Genomic DNA, 24,467 nt, shown 5'->3' on the forward strand with positions numbered 1-24,467 from the left:
TATTGTACTTAGATTAACGCTTTCTCAAAGAATCTTTAGTTCTCGACCCACACTTTATCGTGAGAAGCATGATCTTGTGCCCAAAAATCATGTAACTGCTTGGCAAAGCCGTTGATATCTTGACCGTTTTCAATAATCACGTCGGAGATCAACAGAGAGTCTTCCACTTCTGTGACAATAGCACTCGCCACAACATCACCATTTTGAGTTCCAATGTATAAAACATGCTCATCAGATAACATAATCTGACTCAAGAACTCAAGCATATGTGCCCTTTCGGTTTCATCGTGATAAACACTGGCTTGGTTAAGTGAAAAAAGTACCGTCAGTTTATGGAAATCGACTTTATGCAGTTCATCAATTTGGGAAGGAATTTGATCTTGAGCGAGGAGTTGGTAATTCTTGGATGGGAGTCTGCTTTTATAAAGTTCTCGACCTAGCAAGCTCTCCTTTGCGGGATAAGCAATGTCGAGTTGGCTAAACAGCCATTGGTTTTTCTTATGTGCGCTTTCAGGTATTTCGTTATTCATTCTTTTAGTACCTAAGATTAGTAACCCCAAATATCACAGTTATTTGGAAGACATATGGTCGGCGTAGGTGCCGAGCTACATGCAGAAAGGATACAGAGCATGACTAACGCCAACAAGTACTTTAAATGCTTCATATTTTTCATTCTCTCATAACATCCTTTCAGAACTCGGTGAAAAGCTCTACACTCGTATTCAAGCTTTCAATATCCTTATAGTAAACAGAACTATATAAATAAAAAGGACTTCTTATGAAAAAAGCCTTAATAGCAGCAGGTATCATCACAATGTTGGCAGGCTGTTCGGACAACGAGGTTGGCGACGTCTCTTTAGGATTCTTCACAATGAAGGATATCAAAATGTCATCTTTAGATGATGATAAGATCGAAGGTGTGACTTGTCACATTGCATCAATCGAAGCAAATCTTAGCCTTTCTGATCCAAGCGATAGCTCTATCTCTTGTCGTCAAACGGGCGAAATCACTCCAGAAATGATTGCTAAAATAGACAAAAGTAAATCAGGTGAAGTGGTATTCAAGCAGTCGAAAAGTATCTTTTTTAAAACGATGAAGGTTCGTCGTATCTACGATGCTGAGAATCAATCGCTGCTTTACTTGTCTTACACAACCAAAGAAACAGAAGGCAGTTTCAAACATAGCCTTTCAACCGTTCCGCTATGGGGTACAAAGGCTTACGTAGATCCGGCAACACTCGTTCCAGTCAAATAGTCTCACTGAAGCAAGAGTAAGCTGAATCACCTGTACAGACATTGCGCAGGTGATTCAAAATGTAATAAAAATGAAAGAAACAGAAACAAAATGTGATATCATGCGGCAAAATTTTTTCACTGTATTTGTCATATGAAATTTCCTGGACAGCGTAAATCTAAGCACTACTTTCCAACTCACGCCCGTGATCCGTTGGTCAACCAAATTCAACAAACACCTAAGCTTCACCGCGCAACAATTGTCGGTGTGGGTCAAACTATTGTTGATATCGAGGCCCGTGTTGACAACGCGTTCCTAGAAAAATACGAGCTGAGTAAAGGTCACTCACTAGTATTGGAAGAAAGTAAAGCAGATGCGCTGTATGAAGAATTAGTTCAACGCGGTTTGATCACGCATCAATACCCTGGCGATACTATCGGCAATACATTGCACAACTATTCCGTACTTGCAGACAGTAAATCTGTCCTGCTTGGCGTAATGTCTAAGAAGATTGAAGTTGGCTCATTTGGTTACCGCTACCTTTGCCGCACTTCTTCTCGTATGAACTTAAACCACCTACAAACCGTTGATGGTCCAATTGGTCGTTGTTACACGCTCATTACCGAAGATGGCGAACGTACGTTTGCGATCAACGAAGGACACATGAACCAACTACTCCCTGAAAGTATTCCTGAACAGATTTTTGAAAAAGCGTCTGCATTGGTTGTGTCTTCATACTTAATGCGCGGTAAGCCTGAAGATCCGATGCCAAAAGCGGTACAAAAAGCGATTGAATACGCGAAAGCGCACAATGTGCCAGTTGTACTGACGCTTGGTACGAAGTACGTGATCGAAGGTAACGCTGAATGGTGGCAAGAATACCTGAAAGAGAACGTAACCATCGTCGCAATGAACGAAGATGAAGGTGAAGCATTAACGGGTGAAAAAGATCCTTTGCTAGCGGCGAACAAAGCGCTTGAGTGGGTTGACCTAGTTCTGTGCACTGCAGGTCCTGTCGGCTTATACATGGCAGGCTACACTGACGAGCCAGCGAAACGCGAAACCACACTACCGTTATTACCGGGTAACATTCCTGAATTTAACAAATACGAATTCAGCCGTGCGATGCGTAAGCAAGACTGTAAAGACCCAGTCAAAGTGTACTCTCACATCGGCCCTTACTTAGGTGGCCCACTTGAGATTAAAAACACAAACGGTGCTGGTGATGGCGCGCTTTCGGCACTTCTACATGACATGGCAGCGAACAGTTACCATCACGTGAACGTACCGAATTCAGAGAAACACGAGCACGCGTGCTTAACTTACTCGTCACTGTCTCAAATTTGTAAGTACGCAAACCGCGTAAGCTACGAAGTATTGACTCAGCACTCTCCTCGCCTTTCTCGTGCACTACCAGAACGCGAAGATAGCTTAGAAGAAACATACTGGGATCGATAATCAACCATGCCAGGTTGTTAACTCATCAAAGTTGATGACCAGCTAGATTTTCCATTCCTGAAAGGCTGCTATATGCAGCCCTTTTTGTATTCAGTACTAATATAACTGCAGCTGAAGGTAGTCACATCGAATATTTTGCTCGTTTAACATTTGATCTCGCGCAATGACTCTTTAGATCTGTTATCTTCCAGCACATAATTCGTGTGGTTTGCCTTTACTTGGCAAATTTATGCAGTACTATCGCCACGCAAACGTTTACGTACCACCTTTCGGTTCTGATATAAGGATCAAATATGCTGTCTGATATTGATATTTGTCGCTCTACTCCCCTTAAAAACATCAGTGAAGTTGCCAAACAAGCTGGCCTGCAACACAACGAACATCAGCCATTAGGGCAATACAAATCTAAAGTGTCTCTGACATCACTTGAACGCCTCGCCAACCAACAAGATGGTAAATTGGTCGTGGTGACTGCTATCACACCAACGCCTCTTGGCGAAGGAAAAACCGTCACTACTATCGGTTTAGCGCAAGGCCTCGCAAAGATTAACCAATCTGCGATGGCCTGCATTCGCCAGCCTTCAATGGGCCCAGTATTTGGTGTCAAAGGCGGTGCTGCTGGCGGTGGTTACTCTCAAGTCGCCCCTATGGAGCAATTAAACCTTCACCTCACTGGTGACATTCATGCCGTGACAGCGGCTCATAACCTCGCCTCTGCAGCCATTGATGCACGCTTGTATCATGAGCAGCGTGAAGGATTAGAAGCCTTTGAAACGCGCTCTGGCTTAAAATCATTAGACATCGATCCAAGCAGAATCGTGTGGCGCCGTGTACTCGACCACAATGACCGCGCATTGCGCATGATCATAGTAGGCAAAAACGAAGCAGACAAAACAATTAATGGCCTTGAACGCGAAGACGGTTTTGATATCTCAGCCGCTTCAGAGCTGATGGCTATTCTCGCTCTTGCCGATGATCTACAAGATTTACGCAAGCGTATCGGCCGTGTGGTACTCGCATACAACAATCAAGGTTCGCCATTAACCGCAGAAGACTTCAACGTCGCGGGCGCTATGACAGTAACGATGAAGGACTCTATTGAACCAACATTGATGCAAACCCTTGAAGGCGTTCCTACTCTAATACACGCGGGGCCTTTCGCTAACATCGCACACGGTAACTCATCTATTATTGCTGATAAGATAGCGTTAAAGCTGAGTGACTTTGTGGTAACTGAAGGTGGTTTCGGCTCAGACATGGGTTTTGAGAAGGCGTGTAACATCAAGGTGAAAGCGTCGAACAAGAAGCCCGATTGCGCCGTAGTTGTCGCAACATTACGCGGATTAAAAGCCAACTCTGGTTTATACGATTTGAGACCGGGTACTCCATTACCTGATTCAATCTTTAATGACGATCAAGACGCGCTCACAGCAGGCTTTGAGAACCTTAAATGGCATATCAACAACGTTAAACAATACCAAGTACCTACTGTCGTAGCGATCAATCGATTCCCACAAGATTCAGCTCAAGAGCTCGATGCTTTGAAACAAATGATCATCGACTTTGACCCAAGTGTCAGCGTTGAAGTAAGTGAGGCCTTTGGTCAAGGTGGTGAAGGTGCAGTTCAGTTGGCTCACGCCGTGGTAAAAGCATGCCAAACAGAGAGTAAATTTAAGCCTTTGTACTACTCTGAGCAAAGCTTAGAAGAGAAACTGATGGCAGTCGCTGAAGTCGGATACGGCGCAGCAAGTATTTCACTATCACCACTGGCAAGAAAACAACTGACTGAGTTCAACCAACACGGCTATAGCGACCTATCGGTTTGTTTGGCAAAAACGCCATTATCGATTTCAACAGAAGCTCAAATAAAGGGTGCACCCACTCAGTTTGACGTACCCGTTAGAGAGTTAAAACTGTGTGCTGGTGCCGGCTTCATCTACGCTTTGTGCGGCAACGTAATGACCATGCCAGGCTTACCTGACAAACCGGCTTTCATGTCATTAGATATTGATAATAATGGCAATATTATCGGATTAAGCTAGGTAAAGTTAACGTAATACCTTTTGTTCAACGAAATTATTAACCACAACTGAACTAAGTGTACTTAAACGAGCAATGATTCCATAACGACATTACTGCTCGTTTCGCAACTCCAATTGCAAAAAGTTGCACTAAAACCGTAATAATATGCAGATCTTGTTCTAAGTTCTGGGTAAAGATCACATTAAAAACCCTATAAAATATATAGTATTGCGCTGATTCTTTGAGGACAGTGATGAATACGAGTATAAAAAAACTAATCAGCCAATTTCTATGCACCATATTTGCCCTAGGATTAGTCCCTGCCCTTTACATCAACTCTGAATTTGACCGGGTCGAAGCCCAACACACGTTAAATATTAAGCAATCCAGCCAAAATCAAATTGAATACAGCTTTCATGAGCTCGCAATAATTGTTGAGCAAATCTCCAACTCCGTGCCTTCTATTGCAAATTCTCAAACACTACTGCGTGCGATCGAAGAACCTTCGATTGTTCATAAAGAAGCGCTAGAAGATCTATGGGTGATGTTAGCGCGCGGACAACAATATTATTCTCAACTTCGCTACCTCGACTTAGAAGGTAATGAGGTTTACCGCATTAACTACAACAACAATAACGCGACGATAGTTCCAGTTAATAAGCTTCAAGATAAGTCGGCTCGTGGTTACTTTAAAACGCTTCAACAATTAAAAATTGGAGACGTCAGCTCCAACGGTATCGATTTAGAGATTGAAAATGGTGAAGTTGTCCATCCTTTGATACCAGCCCTAAGGATAATGACCCCTGTCGCATCAGAAGATCGTATTATTGGCTACTTTATCGCTAACTTGAATATGCTCGAGGTCTACGACCGTCTTCTTTATCAAATCGGTACATCATCCGCCGTCCCTGTCATTCTTAACAGGACCGGCCATGTCATCATGGGCCCGGATATCGAAGAATCGTTTGGGCATCTTATTGAATCTCGTTCAGATAAAACCTACGCGAAGCTTTACCCGGAACTTTGGAAAGCCATTCAAGAAAATACCTCTTCTAGCTACTTTGATGGTAAAAACTGGTATTTCCACTCAGATATCAGCCCTAAAATAAAGCAATTTGAAGGACCAATTTATTTAGTTCTTCATGTTGAAAACCAACTGTTCAGCAGCCAGTACCTACAAGAAAAACAAGCTATATTCGTGCAGGTCATCACCTTATCTTTCCTAATTTCTATGATCTCTGCTGGTTTTGTTTTGTGGAACAGTAACCATAAAAAGAACAGCATAGATAGCCAACTGGCCAAAGCAGCAATGAACGGTATGTCTGCACTGGTCATTACCGACAGAAATAACCGAATCATTAAAGTTAACCAAGAATTTACTCGAGTCAGTGGCTACGAACTGGAAGAAGTAAAAGGTCGACAACCATCGATGTTTGCCTCTGGGCGCTATAATCAGGAGTTCTACATCAAGATGTGGAGCGTAATCCAGAAGAAAGGCATGTGGGAGGGAGAAGTGATAAATCGTCGCAAAGACGGTTCATTGATTACCGAAATACTACGAATCCAAACCATCAAAGATTCGAAAGATGTGATTCAGTTTTACGTCGCTTCTTTTGTCGATATTAGTAAGCACAAAGAACTCGAGAAAAAGCTCAGAAATCTAAGTGAAAAGGACGCATTAGCCGGTTGCTGGAATCGAAGAAAATTTGACCTTGAACTTCGCGACGAATGTTCTCGTGTTAATCGTTACCCTACTCGCGAGCAATCTTGCTTAGCTATCTTGGATATTGACTACTTCAAACGCATTAACGACAGATTTGGACACGATTACGGTGATCGAGTCATTCAAACAGTCGCTCAAGTGCTTCAGCGTGAATGCCGTGAGACCGATTTTGTTGCTCGCATTGGTGGCGAAGAGTTTGGTGTTATTCTGCCTCACACCACAACAGAAGAAGCTGAATACGTTCTCAACAGGCTGAGGATTGCTGTCAGCCTTGAACTCGATAACGTAGTCACTGTGAGTGGCGGCATTACTAACGTCACCAATGATCCAGCGCTGAACTACAAGTGCGCTGATTTAGCGTTATACGAAGCTAAAGCGGCAGGTAGAAACAATGTATGCTTATTCCTAGACAAAGAAATGAGTGAAATAGCCTAACAAAAGATAGTACAAGCACTCTTGTTAGGCTCTCGATCAACTTGGGGCCGGATAAAACTCTAACTTGTTCCCTTCTACCACCAGAATACAATCCATGTTCGCAGCATGAGCAGCTTGCTTACCTAAGTTCGTATCTTCAAACACAACACACTGCTTTGGCTGTAATCCCATACCAAAACACGCATCTAAGAAGGTATCTGGATTGGGTTTGTGATTCTTAACATCTGTTGCTGTCACTAGGATATCCAGCTTGCTCAAAATGTCTGTTTTGTCCAACAACTGTTCGGCACTTTTACGTTGACTACCCGTTCCTACTGCAATCTTCTTATTACCCAGATGCTGTAACAGCAGAGAGTGAGTACAAGGGATAATATCTCCTTTGTCTTCAATCGCAGCAAACGACGCCATCTTAAACGTAGAAACCGCTTGTGGGTCGAGCGATAAACCGTACTTACTGTTCACTTCACTGGCGATCTTATAACTCGGCATGCCACCTAAGCTATGCAGCCAAGACGCTTCAAAATGAAAACCGAATTCTTCAGCCGTTTGCTGCCACGCCTTTACATGTGCTGGCATTGTATCGATCAACGTACCATCCATATCAAAGATTAATCCATCATATGCCGTTAAATCTATTTTCATCACTACTACCACTCTTTGAGAAAGTTACTGATACCATAACCAATATTCAGTATCATGACCCCATATTACCGTTCAAAATGGATGTTTATGTTACAAATATCTAACTCTGTTTCGATTCAAGACTGGGAACTCCAGTTAACTGCGATCAGAGCACAAGGAGCAGGCGGCCAAAACGTCAATAAAGTATCAAGTGCGATACATTTGCGTTTTGACATCAAGCACTCCACCCTACCAGATTTCTATAAAGAGAAACTGCTTGCACACAAAGATAGCCGCATTACTAAAGATGGTGTGATTATCATTAAGGCGCAGCAGTATAGAACTCAAGAACAAAACCGTGATGATGCTTTGGTACGTTTGAAAGAACTGATCTTGGAAGCAACAAAAGTTCAAAAAGTAAGACGAGCAACTAAGCCGACGCGTGGCTCTCAGAAAAGACGTTTAGAAGGAAAGAAACAAAGAAGCACCACCAAGCAACTGCGTGGAAGAGTAGAATAATTGTTTCATGTCATCAGTGAACACACCACCCATGAAACAACCGCTCTAAGTCTATTTATTTAGATAAAAAGACGATACCTAGTAGAACAAAACTCTACTGCTGTTTTTTAACCGACAAAATCAGCTTGATTAACAACATGCGCTCTTCGCTGGTCAGTAAACGACTGACCGCCGCTACGTCTTCCGCCGTCGCTTGTGATGCGCCAACGACATCCAGTACCACATCCAAATCGGTAACTTTCAACGTCCTCGTGAGCGAACGATACTGAGACATTTTGATATCAGCTTCACCACGTTCGATTCGTTGATAGGTTTTTAAACTCATTCCCGCACTTGAGGCTAATTTTTCCTGGGACAAATTGGCGAGCTTCCTACGATCAATCAGCGCCATGATTATGGGTTCTTGTGACATAAGCTTATCCTCAATAGACAGTTATGACCTAATTTCAGCAAGAAGCAGACCATATTGACTCGCAACGGTTTACATACGCCATTAAAGGCATATTATTCGATTATTAAAAAACGTTACGTTTCATAAACTTTGACACTTAGATCGGTCGTGAGCGTACTGGCTAGTAAACTTGAATATTCAAGTGTTGGGAAATAAGAAAAATTGCAAATTGCGAATAATGAAGGCGTCAAATTGGAAATTGCGAATCGCTATACATTGGCATTTCCTTGCATCAAGCACGCATTAGAATCAGAAAATACCCGCAATCAAATTATCGCGGTACAGCATAGGCTACTCACTTACAAAGAAGTGTTGTTGCACGGGAACATGTTGGAAGACAAGGAATTAAGACAGGCTTTTTCTGCGTTGAACCAAAATGAAAAAGATGTCGCGCAAGCTGGTATCAAAAGCATCAATGATGCAATAAAAGAGATGGATGAGATTCTAGAAAGGTACAGCCGAAAAACGTTTGTAGAACTGACTAACTAAGCAACTAAGCGGGTAAATGACTAAACAGCTAAACCTGCAGACATAAAAAAGTCGACGCTATCGTTAGATACAGCGTCGACTTGTTCAAAACATTGAAGTTCTAACGTAACACGGCTTTTCTAAGACCCGCGAACAACATCAGCATGCCTAGCAAACCAAATGAAACACTACCACCACTGCTACCAGAGCCAGTCGATGTACGTGCATTCACATAAGCTGTTCGCTTAGCATCAGTAGAAACAAACTTAGCGGTTTCAGTACCAGCAATAACACTGTCAATCCAATTTCTATAGTCATAGATTTCTGTGAACACAGAAGTTATGGTGGAGGTGCCACCACATGTGCCTGGACCGAAGCTAGTGATTCCAACCTGCCTATAGTCAACACCATCTCTCCAGTACACTGGACCACCTGAATCACCTTGGCACGTACCATTGAATAGTCCGGTAGATGAGCTGTAGTTGCCGTTAAAGCAGATCTGTTTGTTAGTTAAAGCTGCATCATCAATAAAATCGGCCGTTGCACAAGTCGCGTTATCTACATAATTAAGATCGGATTTTTGTAGCAAGGTAGTACCGTCAAAACCAGAACGTGTATCACCGTGACCCACAGCAGTAAACGTCTCTAAAGAACTACGATAGCCCTCAGAAATTGGTCGTTTAACAATATCATTAATTGAATCGACATTGAGTGCACTTTCAAGTTTTAAAATGGCTACGTCATTACGTAACAAAACATTCAAGCTATTAGAATAATCGCTAGGATAGAACACCTCTGAGACTCGGATTTTTTCAATGCTTCCTTTTGGGAATTGAGAAGTGTCTTGTAGTTGAGGGACTACGACAGTAAATAGCTGAGCGTTTTCATCTCCATAAATACAGTGTGCAGCCGTTAAAATATGCGTTGGATCTAAAATTGTCGCTCCGCAGTATGGGCCCGTCGAATACACGCCATCATAATCTATTCGATCGATGAACAAGCTAGCCATTGAAGGGAATTCCGTTACTGAAGCGTTACTACCATTCACAATATAAGGAGTGACACCAATATCAGGATTGATCTCAGCCGTGTTTTCCGTCGCCAATACACTAGATGTATAAATGAACGGTGCCAATAGCACTAAAACGGCTTTACGAACCGGACTCACTGTATAGTTCACATTCATAGTCAACTCCTTGTAACCACTACGACTTATTTATAAAAATGATGTGTGGCACCATAACACGGCATAACCCTGAGTATAGTAAGTAATTGTAACGATATAGCCACATATCTCATTTTATAAACGAATTTATAAACAACTTACCTCAGCTCATCATCTTAAGTTTTATACGTTGCGAAAAACAAAAAAGCCTACCGTCAAACATCTTAGTATAAAGAGGTAAACAATAGGCTTTGATTTAGCTTAGTGGTTTCTCTTAAAAGAGATTAGCCACGGTAGTAACGCTGAGGTACGAAAGGCATTTTTTCTACTGTCATTGGTAGCTTCTTGCCACGAACGTCAGCGAATACTTCAGTGCCAATAACCGCTAGGTCAGTGCGAACGTAAGCCATAGAAACAGGCTTGCCTGCGTTAGGGCCAGCAGTACCACTTGTTACAACGCCAATCTTGTTGTCTTCAGCATCGAACAATTCAGCACCTTCACGTACTGGTGCTTTAGTTTGACCAACTAGACCAACACGCTTACGTTGAACATCTTTCGTTGCGATTTGCTCAAGGATGATATCAGCGCCTGGGAAACCGCCTGCACGCTCACCGTCAGTACGACGAACTTTTTGAATACCCCATAGAAGGCTAGCTTCAACTGGAGTAGTTGTTGTGTCTAGGTCGTGACCGTATAAACATAGACCACACTCAAGACGAAGTGAGTCACGAGCACCAAGGCCAATCCACTCTACTTCTGCTTCTGATGTTAGTTTACGAGCAAGTGCTTCAGCGTGATCGTTCGGTACTGAGATTTCGTAGCCGTCTTCACCGGTGTAACCACTGCGGCTTACGATGCACTCTACGCCGTCAATATCGACTTTTTGAACGTCCATGAACAGCATGTCTGCAACACTTGGTTGGAAACGAGCAAGAACTTCAGACGCTTTAGGGCCTTGAAGTGCTAATAGAGCGCGATCATCAATCACTTCCATTTCTACGTCAGCTGGAAGGTGCGCAGTTAGGTGGTCGATATCTTGTGTTTTACAAGCCGCGTTCACAACAACAAACAGGTGATCGCCTAGGTTAGCCACCATAAGGTCATCCATAATGCCGCCCTGCTCGTTGGTAAAGAACGCATAGCGCTGCTTACCAGAAGGAAGGTCAATAATATCTACAGGAACCAAAGATTCTAAGACAGCTGCTGCGTTTGCGCCATGAAGACGAAGTTGCCCCATGTGAGAAACATCAAAAAGACCGGCAGCATCACGAGTGTGTAAGTGCTCTTTCTTTACACCTAGTGGATACTGAACTGGCATATCGTAGCCAGCGAAAGGAACCATTTTTGCACCCTCTTCAACATGAAGTGCATGTAGTGGTGTTGTTAGTAGGTCTTGATTAGCGTGTTCTTGAGTCATTTTCTTCTCCATGAAGCGTTGCAGGCTTTCCAAAGTCGAGTCTGCCGCTTATATCTCTATTTAGAGTCGTCTCTAACGATAAGTCTCATCATTAGTCACCTCAGCGTATTCGCGTTAGTCACCTTGACGTCTTAACCTTAGAAACAGTAGATAGTAAAAAGTGATGTCTTTTATATAGGCTTATATCGTTAGCTTGATAAATCAGGTTAGCTGTACAAAAGCTCTACAAGTCACTTTCTAAGAATTTACTTCAGTAAACTTCAATCAACATGAGTAAACCGTGTTCACTATAATAAACAAGCCTGAGTCAGTTTTACACCCTTAACAATAGTAAAACAGTTCAAAATGTGACATTTAACAATTTAAAAACAATTTTTCGATGTATACAAAAACGCGATATTGATGATTATCACATCAATATCGCGTCTGTTGGCTCACGTTAGAAATAATAGCAAACGGTTGTATTCACTATAAGAAATTCCAACTTTGTTAATTTATTTTGCTGTCACCCACAAAATGAGCGCATCTTCTGCGCTGGTCGAGATAAGCATGTGACCCATATTGGCATCGTAATACATGCTATCACCTTCACTCATTGGCACAGGTTCATAGAATTCTGAGTAGAACATCACATCACCAGAGATGATCATCAAAAACTCTTCACCGTCGTGACGTACCCAATCGTTATACTCTTCAAAAGTACGCGCTCTCACGCGACTCTTAAAGGGCATCATCTTCTTATTAGACAGCTCTGTTGCAAGCAGTTCATGCTCGTACGTTGGGGTTGGGTGAGGTTTACCTTGACCGGCCTTAGTTAAGTCACGACGCCCTGTTGCGACCTTTTTCCTTGGTGGCTCAAACAGTTGGGGCATATTTATTTGTAAGCCCATCGCTAGCTTTTGCATCGCTTGGAAGGTTGGAGAGATTTGCTCGTTCTCAATTTTGCTGAGCGTAGAGCGAGCTAAACCAGTACGTTGGCTCGCTTCTTCTAACGTAATCCCAAGCTTGCCGCGGATATCTTTAATGCGCTGGCCAAGCCTAAGTGGTTCGATATTCTGGTCTAACGTTTCCTTCGCCAACGTTAAAGATGGGTACTCATCATAAATGTCTTCTGACATAGGTCCCTCATTAAATTCTTGCTTCCTGTCTATTAATTTCATTGTTGCATGAAGCGCTTTGTTGATTAAAGAGCACACAGAGAAATAAAGCGTGCTCCCCGTAGCAAAACAAGAAAAGTTGTTTCCTATTGGAAATTTATGTTGAAAATTGATTTTATCGGAGCTATGTTATCGACTTGTTAGATGAAGAGATGCTACTTCAGCTTGCAGCAAATGATAGATTTAACATTTGTAAGAGCTGTTTTTTACCCGAACTTTTTGGGAAACAATTCGTGCTGCATTGACCCTACAACGATCGCTTAGACGCTGTAAGAGTATATTTATAACGCAATTCACGTTTATCTATACCTATATAGCGCAAACGATACCGATGCAGAAATCAACGTAAGACCTAATGGACTATAAAAATAATCACCATTAGCTTAATGAAAGGTCTCGACAATGAACGCTTACCAAAACCATAGCTTAGACAGTTTTTTCACTACGAACCTATCTGGTACTGACGACGCAGTATTTGCTGGCATCCAAGCAGAGAACACTCGTCAAAATGAACAAATCGAACTTATTGCTTCTGAGAACATCGTTTCTAAAGCAGTAATGCAAGCTCAAGGCACTTGCCTAACAAACAAATACGCAGAAGGCTACCCAGGCCGCCGTTACTACGGTGGTTGTGAACATGTAGATACAGTTGAAGCGATTGCGATTGAACGTGCGAAGCAACTATTCAAATGCGAATACGTAAACGTACAGCCTCACTCAGGCGCTCAAGCAAACGGTGCAGTTAAACTTGCTCTGCTTCAACCTGGCGACACTATTTTGGGTATGTCTCTTGACGCTGGTGGTCACCTTACACACGGTGCACGCCCTGCAATGTCTGGTAAATGGTTCAATGCCGTTCAATATGGCGTAGACCGCGATACTCTAGAAATCGATTACGAAGCAGTTCGTACTTTAGCTATCGAAAGCCAACCTAAAATGATTATTGCTGGTGGTAGTGCTATCCCACGCGTTATTGATTTCGCTAAGTTCCGTGAAATCGCTGACGAAGTTGGCGCTATCCTAATGGTCGATATGGCACACATCGCGGGTCTTATCGCGACAGGTGCTCACCCGAGCCCACTACCACACGCACACGTTGTAACCACAACAACGCACAAAACACTTCGCGGCCCACGCGGCGGCATGATTCTGACTAACCACGAAGACATCAACAAAAAGATTAACTCTGCAGTGTTCCCAGGCCTACAAGGCGGCCCACTAATGCACGTTATCGCAGCGAAAGCAGTCGCGTTTGGCGAAGCTCTTGGCCCAGAATTTAATACTTATATTGATTCAGTGATCGATAACGCAAAAGTTCTCGCTGAAGTGTTGCAAACTCGCGGTTGTGACATTGTGACAGGCGGAACAGACACACACCTAATGCTGGTTGACCTTCGCCCTAAAGGCTTGAAAGGTAACGTAACAGAAGAAGCGTTAGAGCGTGCTGGGATCACATGTAACAAAAATGGCATACCATTCGATACAGAGAAGCCTATGATTACTTCTGGTATCCGTTTAGGCACGCCAGCTGGAACCACTCGTGGTTTTGGCACTGAAGAATTCAAACTTATCGGTGAATGGATCGGCGATGTACTTGATGGCTTAGTTGAAAGCCCTGAAGGCAATGCTGAAGTTGAGCAACGTGTTCGCAAGCAAGTTAAAGAGCTTTGCAAGCGCTTCCCTCTTTACCGTTAAACCGTTTTTAAGATTTAAATTAAAACCTCATAAATTTTTGGAGAATAAGCAATGGACAATACACTAAAGTTTGCAGACAGCCACGAGTGGGTAAAAGACAACGGTGACGGTACTGTAACTATCGGTATTTCTGAGCACGCTCAAGAGCTACTAGGTGACGTTGTGTTTGTTGACCTGCCTGACACTGGGGACGAAATTGAAGCTGGCGAAAGCTTCTCTCTCGTTGAGTCAGTGAAAGCAGCTTCTGATATCTACGCACCAATCTCTGGCGAAATCGTAGAAATCAACGAAGAATTAGAAGATAGCCCAGAGTTAATTAACGAAGAATCTTATGAAGGTGGTTGGATTGTTAAAGTGAAGATGTCTGATGCGTCTGAACTAAACAACCTTAAAGATGCGGAAGAATACCTAAGCTCTGTAGAAGAAGACTAATAGGTAACCTCATTACGATAAAGCTGCTCTTGTGAGCAGCTTAATTTTAGGGGCTAGCTCACGGCTCCAGAGAGAAAGTAGAACATATCATGACTGAATTACTTCAAAGCCAATTACTGAAAGACTTGGGTACTCAAAACGAGTTTGTTGCTCGTCATAACGGCCCTAATAAAGCAGACCAGCAAAAAATGCTTGAAGCGATCAACGCGACTAGCTTAGACGCACTGATCGACGAAACGGTTCCTGCACAAATCCGTCTTGAAAAACCAATGACACTTGCTGCGCCTCTGAGCGAAATGGACATGCTGACCTCTCTTAAAGAGATCGCTAACCTAAACCAAGTGAAACGTACTTTCATAGGCCAAGGCTACTACAACACATTCACTCCAAACGTTATTCTACGTAACGTTTTAGAGAACCCAGGCTGGTACACAGCTTACACACCATACCAACCAGAGATTTCTCAAGGTCGCCTTGAAGCTCTACTCAATTACCAACAAATGGTAATGGACCTAACAGGTATGGAAATCGCGAACGCATCCCTTCTTGATGAAGCGACAGCGGCTGGCGAAGCTATGACACTGTGTAAGCGAGCTGGCAAAAGCAAGAGCAAAGTATTCTTCGTTGCTGACGATGTTCACCCTCAAACACTAGAAGTTGTTAAAACTCGTGCTGAGTACATCGGTTTTGAAGTAATGGTAGGTGCTCTTGAAACACTTCCAGAGCAAGACGTATTTGGTGCGCTTCTTCAATACCCGAGTACAACGGGTGAAGTTCGCGACCTAACAGACATCATTGCGAAAGCTCAAGCTAACAAAACACTGGTAACAGTTGCTACTGACCTACTTGCTTCTGCTCTACTTAAGCCTGCGGGCGAAATGGGCGCAGACGTAGTCATAGGTTCAGCACAACGTTTCGGCGTTCCTATGGGTTACGGTGGTCCACACGCTGCATTCATGGGTACTCGTGAAAAACATAAGCGTACAATGCCAGGTCGTGTAATCGGTGTATCTATCGATACTCACGGTAACCAAGCGCTACGTATGGCAATGCAAACTCGTGAGCAACACATCCGCCGCGAGAAAGCGACATCGAACATCTGTACAGCTCAAGCACTTCTAGCAAACATGGCGTCTTTCTACGCGGTTTACCACGGCGCAGAAGGCCTACGTACTATTGCTCGTCGTACACACCATATGACAGCTATCTTAGCGGCTGGCTTGACTAAAGCGGGTTACGAGCTAACGAACAACAGCTTCTTTGATACCATCACAATCAACTCTGAAGAGAAGACTGATGCACTGTACGCGAAAGCGCAAGCAGCAGACATCAACCTTCGTCGACTTGTTGGCAAAATCGGTATCAGCTTAGATGAAACAACCACAATCGACGACGTGAATGCCCTGTTCGCAATCTTCGACGTTAAAGAAGACGTTCAAGCACTATCTTCTGACATTGCATCAAACGAGTTTGCAGCAATTCCAGAAAACTGCCGTCGTGAATCAGAGTTCCTAACTCACCCAGTATTCAATACGCACCACAGCGAAACGCAAATGATGCGTTACCTAAAACAGCTTGAGAACAAAGACTTCTCACTAACGCACGGCATGATCCCTCTGGGAAGCTGTACGATGAAGCTGAACGCTGCTGCTGAGATGATCCCAGTAACATGGCCCGAGTTTGGTTCAATTCACCCATTCGCACCTCTAGAGCAAGCTGCTGGTTACACGGCACTAGCAAAAGATCTTAAAGAGAAGCTATGTGAAATCACTGGTTACGACGATTTCTCACTCCAGCCTAACTCTGGTGCATCTGGCGAATACGCAGGTCTAATCGCAATTCAACGTTACCATGCAAGCCGCGGTGAAGCTCACCGTAACGTTTGTCTGATTCCAAGCTCTGCGCACGGTACTAACCCTGCTACAGCATCAATGGTTTCAATGAAGGTAGTGGTTGTTAAGTGTGATGAAGATGGCAACATCGACATGACAGACCTAGCAGCGAAAATCGAGAAGCACAAAGAAAACCTATCAAGCATCATGATCACTTACCCTTCTACGCACGGCGTATACGAAGAGCAAGTGAAAGAAGTGTGTGAACAAGTTCACGCAGCGGGTGGTCAGGTTTACCTAGACGGCGCGAACATGAACGCTCAAGTAGGTCTAACTTCACCTGGCTTCATCGGTTCAGACGTATCTCACTTGAACCTACACAAAACATTCTGTATCCCACACGGTGGTGGCGGTCCGGGTATGGGTCCTATCGGTGTTAAATCGCACCTAGCACCTTTCCTACCGGGTCACATCGAAAACGGTGTACAAGGTTCTGACTACGCGGTATCAGCAGCAGATTTAGGTAGTGCTTCAATCCTACCTATCTCTTGGGCTTACATCGCAATGATGGGCGAACCTGGCCTAACGGACGCGACTAAAGTTGCGATTCTAAACGCGAACTACGTGATGGAGAAACTACGTCCTCACTACCCTGTTCTTTACCGTGGCACTAACGGCCGCGTAGCTCACGAATGTATTATCGATATTCGTCCGCTTAAAGAAGACACAGGCATCAGCGAAGAAGATATTGCTAAGCGTCTAATGGACTTCGGTTTCCACGCGCCTACTATGTCTTTCCCAGTAGCTGGCACTCTAATGGTTGAGCCAACTGAATCAGAAGATTTAGAAGAGCTAGACCGTTTCTGTGAAGCGATGATCGCAATCCGTCACGAAATGGCAGCAGTGAAAGCCGGTGAATGGCCACTAGACAACAACCCTCTAGTGAACGCACCTCACACTCAAGTTGACCTTTCAGGCGCAGAATGGGATCGCCCTTACTCTCGCGAACTGGCTTGCTTCCCATCGAAAGCAACGAAGAACTCGAAGTACTGGCCAACAGTTAACCGTGTAGACAACGTATACGGCGACCGTAACCTAATCTGTTCTTGCCCAAGCATCGACAGCTACGAAGACTAATTTTTGTAGATTTTAGATAAACAAAAGCGAACCACTTGGTTCGCTTTTTTGTTTAGCCCGATTTACGGACAGTAACTGACTACTTGAGATTACAACTTACTAGAGAACACTGATTTCTAATCAAGTGCTCTTGAGTTATTGCCAGTGAATTCTCCTCAATGAAGGTTAAATGCTCTCGGATTGATGCGCTAACAACTCTGTTCTTTAGCCTATCAAGCTGTTCTAGTTGCTTCAAAAATTCATCTAGCTTGTTGATACTTTGGAACAACTCCAGATTTTCGACAGGTACAATCCAATAGTGTTTATCATTACTTAGTTGGTCGATCATGTCTAAGCCTGCTGGATCGTAATCAAAGAAAAAACCCACCTCAACATCATTGCTGTCAAAGCACTCAATCATGGTAGGTAGGTCTTTTTGGTTCTTTCCGTGACCACGGTAGACGAGCACTGCGGATTGCCATTCCACAGGTAAAGAGTGTACGACATCTCTCCATCGAACAATAAGTTCACCATTTTCAATAATGAGGACACGGCTAAAACGCTGGAAATCAAGGTCATCCAATTCTACAGAAACAATATAGCTAGCTTCTTTCAGTACATCTGGCTGGTTCTTTAACGGGATATTCACATTACCAGCTAAGCTAATTAGTTGCTGAAATACACCACCTTTAGCTGATTTCTCATTAATACTAGGGCCTGCTGCGTCCAATCTTGAATTACTACACTGTTGAAAGGTCAATAAATTTTGCCCCAATGCAGAAGTAAAATAATTATCAATTTCCCTCAATTCGGAGCGGGATACGAGAATTGAATTGCCACTGACAGTCCCTACTTCCACGAGTCTGCAAACTTCAGTATTGGACTTGTTGGCAGATATCCTCTCCCTAGAACTGGCAACAATCCTCTTAGCTGCATTAATTAACGATCGAGATAACATCATTAAGCACCACCGATTGCTTCAAAAACAATGTCACTAATAATCACATTACCGTCATAAGGAAGTATTACTTCTCTTTCTTCCTTGATTTGGACAATGCTCTTCAAACCAATTTTTTGCGCACTAATGTATCCATCGACCAATAAAAGCCAGTCTTCTAATTCTATATTAAGGTCAAACATCATATAGCTTTGCGCAGCAGACAGAGGGAGAATGTTCAGATCAGTTTTTATAGCCTCAAACATTAATTCCAACGCTTCGTCTACCTCATTAAGTTCAAACTCTTCCTCATCTTCACGGACATCCATAACTTCGATACTGTCTAAATCTGAAGCTTTACCTTTCTTCCGCTCACCGCTAGCAAGAGCCCTCACTGCCAAATCGATTAAGTCATCAGCTTGGATCTCACTGTTAGTATTTCCATAGGCTCGTACTTCCGTTTCCGAAACCTGAGACAAGCAGTCAGGCAAGCATTCAATTGAATCTATGGATGGAGAGAAGGTTTTGTCATCTTGGAATTTAATTGCAAAAACATCAATAATACGATTAAGCTTGGACGATTTCTTATCTCGCTGAAGCTTTGCCAACATATCGACCATTTTTTTGTTTGATACATTTAAATCCTTCAATGCTAGATCAATTTTAGATTTAAGTACCTTAAGAAGGATTCTCTCAAGATGAATATCAGTTTGTACCCACTCCCTAAGCTTTTTCACACTTAAGTGCTCGAAGATATCATTGATTCTACCGATCTCACGTTTGCATCGACCGATTTGGCGAATTTTGTCATCAACATCCGTGACCATGCTAAATTCATCCGCAACGATCCTATGAAAAGAAGACACAGTCTCAACCAAGGCGTCATTTATCTCGACGGTTATCTCTCGAATTTCATCTAAATAGTTTTGTTTTTTATCATCATTGAAATCCTTAACTCGTCTATAACTATCAACGGCATAGTCCAAATTTTCAATCTGATTAGAAAACTCACCATGACGTTCTCTGAATCTATAACGGCTAGTCACCCTATCTAGTAAACGCTTAACAGACGAATGGATTTGGACTCCATGTTCATCATCTAAGTCATACGCTAACTGATGCTTTGTAAGCGCAGCGATTGCAGCCTTATTGCTTTCACTATAATGAAGTACTCCAGCATGCTCATAGCAAGCCTCGTCTACTACCTCAGTATGAGTACTCAGCGCTCGTACAGCTTCTTTTGACTCCACCTGTCGAGACATCTAAATTAACCCCATTTGAGTATCTAGTTGGTTTTCAGCATCAGCTTCGATTTCCAGCATCCCTTCATTAGTAGCGATAAACTCCAAAGTCTCATAAAGCAGCGACCATTTCGCTGTAGCAATAAAAAGAGAACCAGTTGAGGATGGAGATACAAAGTATCCTTCTTGGACAAGGTAATCTAAGATCGACCTCAGCTTCGTTTTACTCTCTTTGCTTTTATGAGCTCTTTTAAGTTTATGTGCAATATGATCAAGCTGATTTTGAAGAGAGTTACTTTCCTCTATTGCTGCGAGTAACTCTGACTCCGATAGTTTGCCACCAGCCATTATAGGTCTTGAGTCTGAGTCAATATTTCGGGCTAGCTTTAGCCAAGCTATTATCCCTTCCATTGTCTGCGAAAAAACTTCAAAGTCTTTGAGAACTTCGTTTTTCTTACGTGTGTTATCTATGTTCTCGTATCCACAGTAAAAACCTAGCCCGTCTTGTGTTTCGACTGTTGTCATACTTATTCGAGACAAGTATTGGTTCATGTCACTTCGATTTCTGGTATCGGATAAATATGTGTACTCAATAGGAGTCGCATACTCACAGATCACTTTTTTACTCATGAGCAGTCGGAAAACCGATTCGAACTTATTCATTCAACCACCTCTATAGACTGATTTTGCTTCGACTCAGAAAGCAATGGATTGACTTTGCTTCTACGTCCGCCAATAAATGATTTAACACCTACATTCTTCACTATGTGATTTTTAGTCGCGAAGTATTTGTAAGTGGCTGGATGCAGATCTGGTTGAGCAGTGAACAAGCAAATACCTTTTTGAGCCATCATGTCGAATAAAATAGCTAAGTTAGAAATAGAGATTTTCCCTAATTCGTCTAGCGGCCAGTGAATAACAACGTCTTCATCCTGGCACAAGAATCGAGTCATCCCACAGAAAACAACGATAATAGCTAGTTTGGAAATCCCTTCGGAGCCGACCTTTTCTAGATCTTCATCATTTCGAACCACTGCTGGGCGTCCATTCTCAACAATCGTTATCTCCATCTCGACCAAAGACTCTAGGTTCTTAGATATCTGAGCCTCTTTAAATGAAGCCAACAATTGCTTGAAAGAAGCAAGAAACGCTTTGGAAGGTAGACCTCTTGAGGTTTCGCCTGACCATCTATCCAACTCTACACTAAAGAGATTGAGGTCTTTCCAAAGATCAAAAGTATGGATCTTGCTTGATAGTTTGATGTGTATGCTGTCGATAGCAGGGAAAGGATTGCCTGTTTCAATCGACTTGTCCAAAGTGCTCGAAACTGAATCTACTTTACTATTCACCTGTTTAAGGGTTTGGTGGTAGTTAGAAACCTGAGTCGAGATTGAACGAAGAGTTTCAATTTTAACGTCCCTAACATCTGGAATCACGTTTAGGACAAGCTCTTCAAGGTCTCCCAAGCAAGCAAGGGAAAATTGAGGACTATCGTAGTTGATAGCATAGTCATAATTTTCTGAAAGCTTCGTCATGGTCGCAGAGCGCATCTGCTCCCACATCATTTTTATTTCATTGTTGTCGTCCAATCCTAAGATTGTGTTACTTACATCTTTTACTTTACTAACGATTTCTTTCTTAAGCGTGTTAATAGCAGTGATTTTGTCTGTCACTAGACTTACGGCATGCTCAACAGAATGAAACTCTAAATCTACAGATACATCTTCTAAGCTAGCTAAATCTGATTCATCGACTGCTTTTTCCAAGTTATTGGTACAAGTTGTAAGCTGCCCTATAGCCTCCTTGACTGAAATTAGCTCCTGTTCATCCAATTTAATTGAAGTCGCTACGTCATCGATTTTTCTGCCCACCGATTTTTCATAATCGTCTCTCTTCGCAACGCCTCTCGCGATCTGTCGCTCTAAATCCAGCTTCTCAGAATTATAAGTATCAATATATTTCCATTCTGCTTCGAGCCAAGTGTGGTAGTCGATAATTAAAGCTTGAAAAGATTTGATCTCCTCACACTGGCGTTCGAGCGCACACCACTTCGACTTGGCACTCTCGATGCTGACTGGATCTACGCCTTTATTCATCAACGCATGGTTGAACGCTAACTTGCAGTCTCTGATTCTGTCTGAAGTGACCGTTTCTTTATCTTTGATCAAAGCTTCAATAGCACTTTTTTTCGCGTCTTCTTCTGACAACCTATAGTCAAAATTAGCTTTTACCTGAACACGCTCCTGTTGGTGGCGCTGTTCTTCGTTTTCAAGGTTTGCTTTCAACTCGGACTTAATGGTAAAAAAATCAGACTCTAGTACGCTTTTTTGTTTCTTAACTTCGTATGTACGACTTTCAGCATCACTTTCAAACTGGCCTGTTTTTTGATCTTTTAGGAGGCTAAGCTTACTCAGTTCATCCTCAAAGACTTTTGATCTTTGACTCTGAATTTTCACTTCTTTCTGAAGATTCTCTGTTTCTTGCTCATCACTTTTGGCTCGACTCTTAGCTTTCTCTTCGCGTGTTTCTGTTTCCAACTCTTTAATTTTTAAAGTATCTAGACGCTCTAAAAGCTTTTCTTCACTAAGACAAAAATCAGGAAGCGCAATTGAATCAAGATCCAGATGAAGACCGAACATTGACTCAGTCGTATCGAGGTCAAAAATTGGCTTTAGATTCTTTGAATTTAACAAGTTAGGGGCGATTACTTTACCTATATTGCAACGCCAATCAGGCACTTTCTGTTCTAAAAACTCGTTGAGTGACCCTTTTGTAGGCAACAATACACGACTTACAGAAATGATTTCATCTGAGATTTCTTTCAGCTCATCCCTACAAGCATGGTAAGCCGATAGACTGTCCTCATGAGTTTTGGTTGCTTGACGAAGTTGCTCATTTAAATGAATTACTACACTTTGCGAAGCACTAAGGTCTTGGCGCTTACCCTCAAGATCATTTTCCAGACTACGTAATTCACCCTTTTGTTCTTGTGTGAACTCAAGAGATTGTCCTTCAAGAACTGCAAGTCGAACTTGTTCTTGTCTTATCTTTTCAGACTGTTCATCGAACTCATCTTGCAACCTTTTTCTTTCAAGGTGAAGGTCACTTTGCATCGCCTCTATACGGTCAGACTTGTGCTCGAATATCTTTTCCTTAGTTTTAAGTATGCCATTGATTTCTTGGTGCTTGCGAGAGCGGAAATCCGAACATTCGAGTTCCAGTTTTTGAACCTGAGCGTTAAATGTACTTTCTTCTGTTTGTACATCTTCCAGTAGATTGTCGTAATGGTTCTGGGCCGATTCCGCTTCCTTCAGCATATCGCTCAAGCTATTGTAAAACGTGATTTTTCCTAAAATATCATCTTCACTTTCATACTTGTCACGCTTATTGTAAATAGCATCAATAACCTTGGATTTCCTTTCAAACTCAGTTCGATGGATGCTTAACTCAGTGTCGAGCTTTTGAAGATGGCCTTTCCTCTCACCGACTAACGAGCTGTACAGCACCTTCTGCGAACGAATCTTGTCTGACAACTGAGTGTCACTAAATGCCAGTTGATGCAAGTAAGAAGAGATTTGAGCTCGGTACGAGTTTAATTGCTTGATGTACTCTTCAAGGCTGTCTTTACTTGCAACTGCTTCATCGAACTTGCCCTTTTTAGTGTCTAGTTGAACAAATACGTCTAGGCTATTTGCTAGGTTGATATACTCTTTCTTATATGGGACATCGTCCATCGATGTATTGTTCAAGAAACAATCTACAATCATCGTCTTAAAACGACTCAACATTTTCTTGTGGCGCATCATTGTCGCTGTCAAAATATCGATATGATTCATGCTATGGTTCGCAGAACACAACGAGTACTCATGAGCGATTGCAACTAAGTTTTTACCCGCACGGTGCCTATGGGCCAAACGCTTTTTGTTATTTAGAATTACTGAGCGGTAATCGACGCTGGTTTCTATTTGCGAACTTACCGACATTGACTGAGACACAACGTTTTTAAGCCATGTTCGAGTTTCACTTCCTTGCTTAATCAGCTCGTCGTACAAATGCTGAGAAAACAATTGTTCAGCGGTTCCCGTCAAAAATCTATAGGCGACACTGGAGCCATTCCGATACATTACAGAGCACTTTCTCTCACCAAGCTTTTCATATTCGAACACGATGACAGATTTTGGAGTCGGTAAATAGTAATCAACGAAGGAAACTTTATCCGCTTGTCTGTCCACCAGTTTACTTGGATCGGCTCCATAGAACGCAGGCAATAAGCTTAATAAAGTAGACTTGCCAGCTCCGTTATCACCTGTATTGTTGCTATGCCCAATAGCTTTGACCTTGAATAACTTTCCAGGGATAAATGAGTGAAAAAGTATGATTCCTAGTAGCTTTGAACTCTTCGTTTCAGTTTTATTTATTTCTTTCATTACAGTGCGGTAGAGATATTCTCAACCCCTCGGCTAGTGAATGATTTACAACAAACTTACTGACTCGGCTGCCATTAAGTTAATCCGTTATTTGCGCTTCCAACTTCCACTAGAGT

Annotated in this window: 19 protein-coding genes; 9 read left to right on the top strand and 10 right to left on the bottom strand. The window is 42.6% G+C overall.

What is annotated here, in order from left to right; translation table 11 throughout:
* Positions 1-35 precede the first annotated feature (35 nt).
* On the bottom strand, positions 36-530 hold the full coding sequence (locus tag AC3CID_RS19925; RefSeq protein ID WP_054546913.1) for a hypothetical protein: 495 nt from the start codon (positions 528-530) through the stop codon (positions 36-38).
* Between the two features lie 248 nt (positions 531-778).
* On the opposite strand from AC3CID_RS19925, the gene AC3CID_RS19930 reads away from it, so the two are divergent.
* The 4 genes from AC3CID_RS19930 (at position 779) to AC3CID_RS19945 (ending at position 6,872) form a co-directional block, all read left to right on the top strand.
* Positions 779-1,255: a CreA family protein gene (locus AC3CID_RS19930; protein WP_488527980.1), complete on the top strand. Its 477-nt coding sequence runs from the start codon at positions 779-781 to the stop codon at positions 1,253-1,255.
* Between the two features lie 132 nt (positions 1,256-1,387).
* Positions 1,388-2,692, top strand: a complete 1,305-nt coding sequence (locus AC3CID_RS19935) for an inosine/guanosine kinase (RefSeq protein WP_054546914.1) — start codon at positions 1,388-1,390, stop codon at positions 2,690-2,692.
* A gap of 293 nt (positions 2,693-2,985) precedes the next feature.
* The gene (locus tag AC3CID_RS19940) at positions 2,986-4,734 is read left to right on the top strand and encodes a formate--tetrahydrofolate ligase (protein WP_488527981.1); all 1,749 of its coding nucleotides are present in this window, start codon (positions 2,986-2,988) and stop codon (positions 4,732-4,734) included.
* Between the two features lie 233 nt (positions 4,735-4,967).
* The gene (locus AC3CID_RS19945; protein WP_488527982.1) at positions 4,968-6,872 is read left to right on the top strand and encodes a sensor domain-containing diguanylate cyclase; all 1,905 of its coding nucleotides are present in this window, start codon (positions 4,968-4,970) and stop codon (positions 6,870-6,872) included.
* Positions 6,873-6,908: 36 nt separating this feature from the next.
* Here the strand turns inward: AC3CID_RS19945 and AC3CID_RS19950 are convergent, their stop codons facing one another.
* Positions 6,909-7,514 (bottom strand): beta-phosphoglucomutase family hydrolase, encoded by a 606-nt coding sequence (locus AC3CID_RS19950; protein WP_488527983.1) that lies wholly within the window; start codon positions 7,512-7,514, stop codon positions 6,909-6,911.
* 87 nt (positions 7,515-7,601) lie between these two features.
* On the opposite strand from AC3CID_RS19950, the gene arfB reads away from it, so the two are divergent.
* On the top strand, positions 7,602-8,012 hold the full coding sequence (gene arfB / locus AC3CID_RS19955) for an alternative ribosome rescue aminoacyl-tRNA hydrolase ArfB (protein WP_004730912.1): 411 nt from the start codon (positions 7,602-7,604) through the stop codon (positions 8,010-8,012).
* 94 nt (positions 8,013-8,106) lie between these two features.
* Here the strand turns inward: arfB and AC3CID_RS19960 are convergent, their stop codons facing one another.
* Positions 8,107-8,424 carry a helix-turn-helix transcriptional regulator gene (locus AC3CID_RS19960; RefSeq protein WP_004730913.1) on the bottom strand — a complete coding sequence of 106 codons (318 nt, stop codon included), beginning with the start codon at positions 8,422-8,424 and terminating at the stop codon, positions 8,107-8,109.
* A 201-nt stretch (positions 8,425-8,625) separates the two neighbouring features.
* Between AC3CID_RS19960 and AC3CID_RS19965 the strand changes: the two genes are divergently transcribed.
* Positions 8,626-8,952 (top strand): hypothetical protein, encoded by a 327-nt coding sequence (locus AC3CID_RS19965; protein WP_054546918.1) that lies wholly within the window; start codon positions 8,626-8,628, stop codon positions 8,950-8,952.
* A 100-nt stretch (positions 8,953-9,052) separates the two neighbouring features.
* On the opposite strand, the gene AC3CID_RS19970 is transcribed toward AC3CID_RS19965, so the two are convergent.
* The 3 genes from AC3CID_RS19970 to AC3CID_RS19980 all read right to left on the bottom strand — a co-directional run bounded on the left by AC3CID_RS19970 (position 9,053) and on the right by AC3CID_RS19980 (position 12,632).
* Positions 9,053-10,117, bottom strand: coding sequence for a S1 family peptidase (locus tag AC3CID_RS19970; protein ID WP_171328530.1), 1,065 nt, complete (start codon positions 10,115-10,117; stop codon positions 9,053-9,055).
* A gap of 263 nt (positions 10,118-10,380) precedes the next feature.
* Positions 10,381-11,514 (bottom strand): glycine cleavage system aminomethyltransferase GcvT, encoded by a 1,134-nt coding sequence (gcvT, locus tag AC3CID_RS19975; protein ID WP_029221995.1) that lies wholly within the window; start codon positions 11,512-11,514, stop codon positions 10,381-10,383.
* 494 nt (positions 11,515-12,008) lie between these two features.
* Positions 12,009-12,632: a helix-turn-helix domain-containing protein gene (locus tag AC3CID_RS19980; RefSeq protein ID WP_017082298.1), complete on the bottom strand. Its 624-nt coding sequence runs from the start codon at positions 12,630-12,632 to the stop codon at positions 12,009-12,011.
* A 441-nt stretch (positions 12,633-13,073) separates the two neighbouring features.
* Here AC3CID_RS19980 and AC3CID_RS19985 point away from each other — a divergent pair, with 441 nt between their 5' ends.
* From AC3CID_RS19985 to gcvP, 3 genes are all read left to right on the top strand, one after another.
* The gene (locus AC3CID_RS19985; protein WP_017079171.1) at positions 13,074-14,366 is read left to right on the top strand and encodes a serine hydroxymethyltransferase; all 1,293 of its coding nucleotides are present in this window, start codon (positions 13,074-13,076) and stop codon (positions 14,364-14,366) included.
* Between the two features lie 51 nt (positions 14,367-14,417).
* On the top strand, positions 14,418-14,798 hold the full coding sequence (gcvH, locus tag AC3CID_RS19990) for a glycine cleavage system protein GcvH (protein WP_017074376.1): 381 nt from the start codon (positions 14,418-14,420) through the stop codon (positions 14,796-14,798).
* An 89-nt stretch (positions 14,799-14,887) separates the two neighbouring features.
* Entirely contained in the window at positions 14,888-17,767 is a 2,880-nt protein-coding gene (gene gcvP, locus AC3CID_RS19995; RefSeq protein WP_171314469.1) for an aminomethyl-transferring glycine dehydrogenase, read from the top strand.
* 79 nt (positions 17,768-17,846) lie between these two features.
* Here gcvP and AC3CID_RS20000 read toward each other — a convergent pair whose 3' ends face one another.
* From AC3CID_RS20000 to AC3CID_RS20015, 4 genes are read right to left on the bottom strand one after another with little or no spacing between them, the layout of a single operon-like run.
* Positions 17,847-18,707 (bottom strand): DUF7281 domain-containing protein, encoded by an 861-nt coding sequence (locus tag AC3CID_RS20000; RefSeq protein ID WP_171314470.1) that lies wholly within the window; start codon positions 18,705-18,707, stop codon positions 17,847-17,849.
* The gene (locus AC3CID_RS20005) at positions 18,707-19,945 is read right to left on the bottom strand and encodes a hypothetical protein (protein ID WP_102290488.1); all 1,239 of its coding nucleotides are present in this window, start codon (positions 19,943-19,945) and stop codon (positions 18,707-18,709) included. Before AC3CID_RS20005 ends, AC3CID_RS20000 begins: the two co-directional genes overlap by 1 nt.
* On the bottom strand, positions 19,946-20,587 hold the full coding sequence (locus AC3CID_RS20010) for a condensin complex protein MksE (RefSeq protein ID WP_061017102.1): 642 nt from the start codon (positions 20,585-20,587) through the stop codon (positions 19,946-19,948).
* On the bottom strand, positions 20,584-24,351 hold the full coding sequence (locus AC3CID_RS20015; RefSeq protein WP_488527984.1) for an ATP-binding protein: 3,768 nt from the start codon (positions 24,349-24,351) through the stop codon (positions 20,584-20,586). Before AC3CID_RS20015 ends, AC3CID_RS20010 begins: the two co-directional genes overlap by 4 nt.
* Positions 24,352-24,467 lie beyond the last annotated feature (116 nt).

Source organism: Vibrio sp. QJM3NY_21 (assembly GCF_057785975.1).

Coding starts and splice junctions, on each gene's coding strand:
- AC3CID_RS19925 (WP_054546913.1), bottom strand. CDS start 530: ATGAATAACGAAATACCTGAAAGCGCACATAAGAAAAACCAATGGCTG.
- AC3CID_RS19930 (WP_488527980.1), top strand. CDS start 779: ATGAAAAAAGCCTTAATAGCAGCAGGTATCATCACAATGTTGGCAGGC.
- AC3CID_RS19935 (WP_054546914.1), top strand. CDS start 1,388: ATGAAATTTCCTGGACAGCGTAAATCTAAGCACTACTTTCCAACTCAC.
- AC3CID_RS19940 (WP_488527981.1), top strand. CDS start 2,986: ATGCTGTCTGATATTGATATTTGTCGCTCTACTCCCCTTAAAAACATC.
- AC3CID_RS19945 (WP_488527982.1), top strand. CDS start 4,968: ATGAATACGAGTATAAAAAAACTAATCAGCCAATTTCTATGCACCATA.
- AC3CID_RS19950 (WP_488527983.1), bottom strand. CDS start 7,514: ATGAAAATAGATTTAACGGCATATGATGGATTAATCTTTGATATGGAT.
- arfB (WP_004730912.1), top strand. CDS start 7,602: ATGTTACAAATATCTAACTCTGTTTCGATTCAAGACTGGGAACTCCAG.
- AC3CID_RS19960 (WP_004730913.1), bottom strand. CDS start 8,424: ATGTCACAAGAACCCATAATCATGGCGCTGATTGATCGTAGGAAGCTC.
- AC3CID_RS19970 (WP_171328530.1), bottom strand. CDS start 10,117: ATGAATGTGAACTATACAGTGAGTCCGGTTCGTAAAGCCGTTTTAGTG.
- gcvT (WP_029221995.1), bottom strand. CDS start 11,514: ATGACTCAAGAACACGCTAATCAAGACCTACTAACAACACCACTACAT.
- AC3CID_RS19980 (WP_017082298.1), bottom strand. CDS start 12,632: ATGTCAGAAGACATTTATGATGAGTACCCATCTTTAACGTTGGCGAAG.
- AC3CID_RS19985 (WP_017079171.1), top strand. CDS start 13,074: ATGAACGCTTACCAAAACCATAGCTTAGACAGTTTTTTCACTACGAAC.
- gcvH (WP_017074376.1), top strand. CDS start 14,418: ATGGACAATACACTAAAGTTTGCAGACAGCCACGAGTGGGTAAAAGAC.
- gcvP (WP_171314469.1), top strand. CDS start 14,888: ATGACTGAATTACTTCAAAGCCAATTACTGAAAGACTTGGGTACTCAA.
- AC3CID_RS20000 (WP_171314470.1), bottom strand. CDS start 18,707: ATGATGTTATCTCGATCGTTAATTAATGCAGCTAAGAGGATTGTTGCC.
- AC3CID_RS20005 (WP_102290488.1), bottom strand. CDS start 19,945: ATGTCTCGACAGGTGGAGTCAAAAGAAGCTGTACGAGCGCTGAGTACT.
- AC3CID_RS20010 (WP_061017102.1), bottom strand. CDS start 20,587: ATGAATAAGTTCGAATCGGTTTTCCGACTGCTCATGAGTAAAAAAGTG.
- AC3CID_RS20015 (WP_488527984.1), bottom strand. CDS start 24,351: ATGAAAGAAATAAATAAAACTGAAACGAAGAGTTCAAAGCTACTAGGA.